The following is an 8,319-nucleotide window of genomic DNA, read 5'->3' as shown; positions in this document are numbered from 1 at the left end:
TGCCCCGCAAGGTTCTACCCGTCAGGGTGCCGCTGAGGGAGCCGTTCGTGCCATGATGGGTGTAGGCGCCCGTCACCCGGCTGCCTTCCTGGGTCATGCGCAGCGTTCCGGCGGCGTCCGTGAAATCGCTCCAGTTCCCGGAAAAGGAAGGCTCGACCTTTACCGCTTTCTTGGGTTTCAAATGTGGATAGCGCTGCTGGAACTGTTTTTCCACGATCATCTCCTGCAGTGCCTGAGGGTGCACGGGATCGACCATCGGCTGAGCTCCATACGTGCTGTACATGAAGCCGGTGTAATGCTGCGTGCTGACGCACCAGCTCGAGAGATCGCGTCCGTTCCAGCTGGACGAGGCCATGCCGGCAAACCCGCCGGTATCGTAACTGTGGTGCCACAGGTCAAACGTCAGCACTTGCTTGTTGATCACCACGGCCGGCGCGATATGATCGACGTTCAGCCACAGCCCGGCGGACATCGCTTTCCCGCGCCCTTCGCCGACGCCGATCACCCCGAAGATCTGGTCCTTGCGGAAACCCGCGCCATGAAGCGCCTTCTGGACGGCATCATTGACCCAGGTGCAGGTTCCGACATCCTGCCGGCCGTATTGCGCGGCGGAGCTCATGCGGCCGACCCAGCCGGTGTTGACCGGCACATTCATGCGGGCCATCTGGTCCGCGACTTTCGCAACGATCGCCCGCGCATCGGCCGAGCCGAGCACATGCTGCGGCCCCTGATTCAGGGCCTGACCGAAGGCGAACCAGTCGAACGACTGCGTTTGAGCTGCCAGCACGCACCACGACGTCATGAAACATCCGGCCAGGATCACGCGTTTCGAAATTGATCGCTTCACCGTCGGCCTCCTTTCTCCATGTTTATGGAGTATGAATTGGTGCGTCAGTGTCCCTTATATCCATATTTCAAGAATACGAAATAGTCAATGCCCGGCCGTTCAGCAGGACTGACCAGGAACGGTCCGCCGGCTCATACTCGGAATTCGACCTGGCGTGTTTCGGGTGCGTCGGGTGGGCAATCTGCCGATCAAACGCCCGTCAAATCGTCACCGAGTTGCGTCGGATCGAAATGACGCTCAAGATCACGATCACGTCAACGAACAACGGGAACGCGCCTCGAGTCTCGAGCCGCGATGACGAGTCCGAGTACGAATCAGGAGGCGGGCTGCTGTGCCGGCAGCGGCTGCTGCACGGAAACGGCGCCGCGGATGTCCCCCTCGCGAAAGCCCACCGCCTCGTCATCGGGGTAGAGCCGCTTCACCGCCGCGAGCACTTCCGGCGCCACCGCCGGGCCGTGGCAGCGCAGGCACATCGCCTTGGTGGGAATCGCCTTGAGATAGCGGAACACCCGTTGCCCGTCTGCGATAACCACCGCGGTGAGCTCCAACGCTTCGGGCGCCTCCCCCGCCGCCGCCCGCCGGATGAATGTTTCGAGCCCGGCACGCTCCCATGCATCGGGCCGGTTAGCGGCATTGCGCGTCCGCAAAGAGGTGCGCCGCACCGTCCGACCGGTTTCAGCGGTGATGGCTGAGGTGATGGCCTGGGCCCGGTCGTGGCAGACGGCCAAGGCGTTCGGCTCGCCTCCGGCGCGGAGCGCCTCGGTCAGGGCGCTCATGAGTCCCCCCGACAGCTTGGCGGCGGCGGCCCGCGCCCCGGCCAGCGCCTCGTCCTCGGCGGCGCCGCCCCGCGCCGCCCCCGCGATCCAAACCAACAGGATGATGCCCACCGTCACGCGCCGCATCGCCGTCTCCTTTGCCGTCCGTTTCACTTATTGTACCGCATCGAACGCGCCGCATCGCCGGACACTTATCAAAGCCGCACCGTCCGCCGCATTCGACGCATGCGGCCCGATGGCACCGGCAATCGTTTATCCGCGCACGGACTCAGCACCGGTTCGGATGTTCCGCCGACGACGCCGGCCTCTTCAAACCCGGATCGCGCTGAGCCCGCCCGGACTACCGGCGGCGTCCGCCGCGGGCGCCGCCAAGGCTTCGGCCGGCGCCGCCGCGGGTCCAGTTGCCGGACTGCGACTGGAACTGCCGGCTGCGGTATTCGCCCTGGCTGCGGGCCTTGAAATCACGGTCCAGCGACTGCGTGCGCTCGCTCGCCTTCGCCCGGCCGGCCGACGGCGGACGGGACGCGCTGTCCCCGCCCGGCCGGGTCCCGGTGCGGTCGACCGCCCGGTCCGCGGCAACGGTCCGGTCAGTGGCGGCAGTGCGGTCGGCGACGGTCCGTCGGGAGGTGGTCCCGGATTTGTCATCGGGCCGCGCGGGCTTTTCCGGCGGATCCACGGGATTCCAGCCGCCGTCGCTCCGCTCGTACCAGTTGCCCGAGTCGCGGTCGTACTTGTACACGTTGCCGTCCTTGCCGGCGTAGACGTTGTTCTTGTTCACGGCGAAACCAGTCTGGGTGTCCTTGTCGTACGCGATCAGGCGGCCGCCCGCTTCGTAGTCGCCGCTGTAGATATTGCCGATGTACCCCGCCCCGCCGGCGACGAAGCGCCCCGTCTCGGGATTGTACGCCGCGCCGTGGATGCCGGCGGCGGTGTTGCCGGTGTAGATGTTGGTGTTGCGGAAGCCGGACACGCCGGCCACCGCACCGGTGTTCGGGTTATAGGCTCCGTAGCGCGCGGCACGACCGTAGTTGCCGGTCCACGGATTGGCCCAGGCGGCGCGGGTACCCGCATAGGACACCTCGCCCCAGCGCCCGTACACGTTCACCGCGGCGAAACCGCCCCACGCGCCCCAGCCCCAAGCCGGGTACAGCGGATAGCCGTACCAGTACCACGGGCCCCAGTACGGGTAGTACCAGCCCCAGCCGTAGCCCACGCCGAACCCCACGGCCCAGCCGCCGCCCGAAGTCCACACGAAGGTCGCCGCATAGCCGTAGGTGCACGGCCAGCCGTACCACCACGTCCCCAGGTAGGGCGGATAGTACCAGCCGGTCCCGTAGACCACCACTCGCTCCTTCGTCACCACGGTGCCGTAGTAGCCGGGCGTGTAGCCCACGTAGACCACCTCGTCGCTGAAGCCGTAGATCCGCGCGTAGGTCACGAAGTGGATCGGGCTGCTGGGGGGGATGGTGTAGATCACCGCGGGCACCGTCACGGCCACAGTCCACGGTCCCAGCGGCGCGGGGGCGGCGAACCAGACGGCGTTCTCCACCGCCCAGTAGCTGTCGGCGGCCACCCGGATCACCGGCGTCTTGCTGTTGACCGCGTACTCCAGCGAGGTGCCGGAGATGTCCTTGAACTTCGGCTCACCGTCGAAAGTGACGGTCAGCTTCGTCGCGGCCCGATTGATGGCGGCGGTCTGGGGGATGGCGTTGGCCACCACCGCCTCCTTCGCCGGCCCGGTGCCGGGAACGCTGGCCAGCACGCTGGCCTTGGGATGATCCGGCGGGATGCGGGCGAACCCGGCGGGGAGCGCCGCGCCCGGCACATATTCCCACGGCCCGGAGAAGCCCTTTGCCCGGAACCAGCGGCCCGAGAGCAGGACGTAGTACTGGCCGAACGCGGGATCGACGAACAGGTTGTTGCCGGTGTTGGTCACCCAGAGCAGCTCCGTGCCGGGGACGCTCTCGGTCTGGGGCGTGCCTGTCGTCTGGATGAGCTCCGCCGGCTCGAGGCTGAGGTACACCGTCGGCACGGTGGCGCTCTTGACGGCGTCCTTGAGGGTCTGCTTCTTGTCGCCCGAGTCGGAGACCGGCGGCCCGTCCAGCATGTTGATCTCCTTGCTGGCCAAGGCCGCCTGTTCGGCCTTCTGCAAATCCTTGGAGGGCTTCTTGACGACCGTCCAGCCGGCGTTGAGATCCGGAGCCTGCAGCCACCCCTCCATCAGGTGGAGGTAATAGGTGCGCGACTTGGCGTCGAACACGATGAGCACCCGGGTGTTCACGACGCGCTGGAGCGCCGTCCCCGCCATGGGCTGCAGCACCGGCTGGCCGTCGATGAGCACCAGCAGGGCCGGTACGTTGCTGTAAAAGATCCGGGGCGGGTCGTTCTTCACTTCATAGCCCGCGACCGTGTGGTCGATATCGAGCGCCGCCAGGGCCGCCTCCAGGCGGTCCAGGGAGAGGACCCACGATTTGGCGGGCACCTTGGCGGCGAGGAACGACAGATATCCCTCGCCCTTGTCGCTGGCGGTGGGGAAATCGATCCGGCTGAGTCTGAGGTCGTCCAGGGTGACCTGCCGGTTCACCTTGTCCACTTCCGTGCGGGCGGACATCCACACCACGCCGAACCGGTCCGGCTCCTGGGCGCCGGCGGACCTGACCCCGATGGCCGCCCGGGCCTGCAGGCGGTTCCCCTCGTATCCCTCCAATTGCGGCTGGAACAGAATCAGCATCTCGTCGCCGCAGGCGATCTCCCGCGGCCAGCCGGCGTCGGTCAGGTCCACCGGCGCTGCCGGCTGCCCGGCCGCGGCGGCGGGCGCCGCCGTCCCCGGCGGCGTCGCTGCTGCCGTCCCGCTCATCCCGCCCACCGCCAGCCAAGCCGCCGCCAGCAGTACAACCAGAGCGCTCATGGGCACCTCATCTCCTGTCGGTATATCGGAGCGGTCAATCATAACAGAGTTTCTTCCGGTCAACCACACTTGAAGCGGGAAGGTTCTCGGATCGTTGATGGTTGATGGTTGATAGTTGATGGTTCGTACGCAAAATTCGTAATCGTCATCGTGATCGTCGTCGGGATCGTAGATGAGCCAGATCTGACAGCCGGCAGGCGGGAGGTACCGCGAGTGTGCCGGCCGACAGATCGTTCGCATGTCTCAGGCGCCGGGCTGATCGATGCACGGCTGGTTGGACGAGCGAATTCCGGATACTTCCATTCAATGGCTTCCGGCTACGCCGGGTTGAGATTTCGATCCCGATTACGAATTACGAGCACGAAATCAGAAGTTCGATATCCGAGTTCTGATATCCGATCTCTGAAGTCCGATGTCCACGTTACAGGAACGAGCCTCGAGTCTCGAGCATCGATTACGATTACGATTACGATTACGATCACGAATTACGATTACGAGCACGAAGAGATCGCAACTCCCGGTCTCCTAACCCCTATCTCCTGTCTCCTCACTGTTCACTGTTCACTGTTCTCCGTTCACTATCCACAGCCTGCCAGCCGCCGATCGCCGACGATTAAATCCTGTCGCCACCGCAACCGTTTTGTGTTAGTTATGAGCTGGAATCCGGCCCGGAGGTCATCCCGTGAGATACCATTCTTCCATCGTCCGCCTCGGACTGCGAACCGTCACCATTGCCGTCGTCCTGGGCGCCCTCGCGTTCGCCGTGCTCGCCCAGGGGACGGACCCGGCGGCCATGGCCAGCCAGTACGCGGCCAGCGCCAAGGCCAACGCCGAGCTGACGCGGCACTACACCTGGCAGATGCGGGTGGCGTTCTCCCTGAAGGGCGAGCCCAAGCCGGCTGCGTTGTACCAGATGCGGTTCGACGCCGACGGCAAGCTGCAGAAGACGCGGCTCACCGCGCCGCCCGAGGAGAAGAAGGCGCGCGGCATCCGCGGCCGGATCAAGGAGAAGAAGATCGAGGAGTTCAAGGACTGGGCGGACACACTCTCCGATCTGGTCAAGGAATACATGGCGCCCACGCCGGGCACCATGATGGATTTCTACGCGAAGGCCGCCTACAGCCACGCCGCGGACGGCACGGTCCAGGTCACAGCCGGCGGCTTCATCCATCCGAAGGACACGGTGACCTTCTGGCTCGATCCGGCAACCAAGGGTACCCGCCGGTTCGCCTTCCAGACGGTCCTGGACGAGGACGCCGTCAGCGGACAGCTCGATTTCGGCCAAATGCCGGGCGGGCCGCAGTATGCCGCCCGGGTCACCGTGAATGTGCCGGGCAAGGACGTGTCGGCCACGATCGAGAACTTCAACTATCAGCGGCAGTGACCGCCGCAATTCGGACATCGTTTGGAGTGAGTCTGGACGAGATTCGACTGAACACCATCAACAAGGAGAATCCATGAAATTCGCACGCAGGACTGTTGGATCGGCATGGGCCATCGTTCTGTTCAGCCTGGCGTTCGGCGGCGGATGGAGTCTGGCCGCCAAATACGAGACCATCCAGGCCGTCATGCAGGGCGAGGGCACCCAGTTGGGGCGGCGGACCGACGTCAAGATCATCATCTACGAGTACTCCACGGACGACGACCAGAAGGCCTTGCAGGAGGCGTTCCAGGCCGCCGGCTCGGAGGGCCTCTTCAATGCCCTGACCAAGATGAAAGCCAAGGGGCACATGGCCATCACCGGCACGCTGGGCTTTGACGTGAACTACATCCGGGAGTTTCAGGTGCCCGAGGGCCGGAAGATCCGCCTGGTCACGGACAGACCCATCCGGTTCGGCGAGGCCTGGCACCAGACGCGTTCCACCGACTACAACCTGTCGGCGTGCGATGTCATCCTGAGCAAGGAAAAGGGCAAGAGTACGGGCACGATCATCCCGGCCCTGGAGCTCAAGCTGGATCCGAAGACGAACCAGATCGTGGTCGAGGCTTACAAGAATCCCTGGCGGCTGCTGAACATCAACTACTACCCGGTGAAAAAGTAAACGGCTTCACGCCCGCCGGAAGCTGGCGGCCCCGGCTGTCAGCTTCCGGCCCCCTCCGCCCCCGCCATGTTCCCAAGCCGGCGCAGCCGGAACCCATCCGGTTAAAAATTTCCGGTCTCCGCTCATTCCGCCATTCGTTCACGGTTGACTCAGCGACAGGCAGACAAGGGACAACCCACCGATTGGCGATGTGGAGCTGCCGCGAGCGGCGGCGACAAACAACCACGCCCCCCACGCCCCACCATTTACTGCGCACTGCTTATTGTTCACCCATCAGAGGACCGGCGGACGGGCGATGACCCGCGTCCCCCCCTCGATGCGACAGGCATACACCTTCGCCGGCCCGCCGTCGGGCGGCCGGTAGGTCCGGCGCACGCGCTCGGCGAAGGCGGCCACGCCGTCGGCGCGGACCAGGTTGACGGTGCAGCCGCCGAAGCCGCCGCCCATCATTCGCGCGCCCAACACCGCGGGATCGGTCCAGGCGATGGCCACCAGCCGGTCCAGCTCCGGACAGCTCACCTCGTATTCGTCCCGCAGTCCCGCGTGCGACTGGCCCATCCGCTCGCCGAAGACGGCGAAATCGCCCCGCCGCAGGTCCTCGCAGCCGGCCAGCAGCCGCGCGTTCTCCGCGATCACGTAGGCGCAACGGCGCCACACCACCGGATCGAGCTCGCGGCGCACCGCCGCCAGCATATCCGGAGTCACGTCCCTCAGGCTGCGCACCGCCGGATGGGCCCGCCGGATCCGCTGCACCCCCTCCTCGCACTGGGCCCGCCGGACGTTATACTCGGAGGCGCCCAGGGCGTGGCGCACCCCGGTGTCGCACAGGACCACCCGCAGCTTGTTCGACGGAAACGGATAATGCTCGGCGGCCAGCGTCCGGCAATCGAGGCGCAGCACCTGGCCGTTCCGGGCGAAAATGTTGGTGTACTGGTCCATGATGCCGCAGCGGACGCCCACGTACTCGTTCTCGGCCCGCTGGGCCAGCTTCACCAGCTCCAGCGGCGCCAGGCCCAGCTCGAAGAGCGCGTCCAGCGCGTAAGCGAGTCCCGCCTCCACGGCCGCCGACGAGGACATGCCCGCGCCCACGGGAATGTCGCCGCCGAAGGCGCAGTCGAAGCCGCCGAGGCGGGGGCGGGCGCGCCGGAGCCCCTCCAGCACGCCCACCGGGTAATCGGCCCAGCCGCGGCGGGGCTTGGGGAGCCGGTCCAGCGACACGGCGCACTCCTCGCCGAGGTCGGCCGCGAGCAGCCGCACCTGGCGGCCGTCGCGGGGCGCAACGGCGAAAATGACGGCGCGGTCCACCGCCGCCGGCAGGACGAAGCCCTCGTTATAGTCGGTGTGCTCGCCGATGAGATTGACCCGGCCGGGGGAGCGCACCAGCATGGGCTCCCGGCCGAACCGTGCCGTGAAGGTCTTTCGGATCCGCTCCGCCTGGCTCTCCGGCATGGGCTCTCCATTGGATGGGCTTGCAGCCGGGCGCGCCGCGCCGGCCGAAAGACGATGGTACCATTGACCGGGTGACGCCGCAAGGTCCGGTGCCTGGTCCTGCCGGTCTGACATTCGCAATAATTCGATGTGGTATAATCAACAAAATACCTAACATGTGGAATAGCATCACATCGTGCACAACTTTTCTCATGACCGATGTTCACTAACATCGTGCACAACTCCCCCCGAGGGGGGAGTTGTTAAGGGTGGCCGAATAGCATCACATCGTGCACACATTCACGATCTGATGTATCC

The 8,319-nt window shown here is 65.7% G+C and carries 6 protein-coding genes; 2 read left to right on the top strand and 4 right to left on the bottom strand.

What is annotated here, in order from left to right:
• The 3 genes from GX414_16975 to GX414_16965 all read right to left on the bottom strand — a co-directional run.
• The coding region (locus GX414_16975; protein NLI48797.1) for a hypothetical protein at positions 1–847 on the bottom strand (847 nt) is incomplete at its 3' end.
• Between the two features lie 314 nt (positions 848–1,161).
• The gene (locus GX414_16970) at positions 1,162–1,749 is read right to left on the bottom strand and encodes a DUF3365 domain-containing protein (GenBank protein NLI48796.1); all 588 of its coding nucleotides are present in this window, start codon (positions 1,747–1,749) and stop codon (positions 1,162–1,164) included.
• 214 nt (positions 1,750–1,963) lie between these two features.
• On the bottom strand, positions 1,964–4,531 hold the full coding sequence (locus GX414_16965; GenBank protein NLI48795.1) for a DUF3300 domain-containing protein: 2,568 nt from the start codon (positions 4,529–4,531) through the stop codon (positions 1,964–1,966).
• 682 nt (positions 4,532–5,213) lie between these two features.
• Between GX414_16965 and GX414_16960 the strand changes: the two genes are divergently transcribed.
• Together GX414_16960 and GX414_16955 are read left to right on the top strand one after the other, a co-directional pair.
• Positions 5,214–5,915, top strand: coding sequence for a hypothetical protein (locus tag GX414_16960; GenBank protein ID NLI48794.1), 702 nt, complete (start codon positions 5,214–5,216; stop codon positions 5,913–5,915).
• A 73-nt stretch (positions 5,916–5,988) separates the two neighbouring features.
• Positions 5,989–6,573: a hypothetical protein gene (locus tag GX414_16955; protein ID NLI48793.1), complete on the top strand. Its 585-nt coding sequence runs from the start codon at positions 5,989–5,991 to the stop codon at positions 6,571–6,573.
• A gap of 273 nt (positions 6,574–6,846) precedes the next feature.
• Here GX414_16955 and galK read toward each other — a convergent pair whose 3' ends face one another.
• Complete coding sequence (gene galK, locus GX414_16950) at positions 6,847–8,022, bottom strand: galactokinase (GenBank protein NLI48792.1); 1,176 nt, start codon at positions 8,020–8,022, stop codon at positions 6,847–6,849.
• Between the last annotated feature and the right edge of the window lie 297 nt (positions 8,023–8,319).

It is taken from the genome of Acidobacteriota bacterium, from assembly GCA_012517875.1.
In the GTDB taxonomy this organism is placed as follows: domain Bacteria; phylum Acidobacteriota; class JAAYUB01; order JAAYUB01; family JAAYUB01; genus JAAYUB01.
This window is presented reverse-complemented; position numbering and strand designations above follow the sequence as displayed.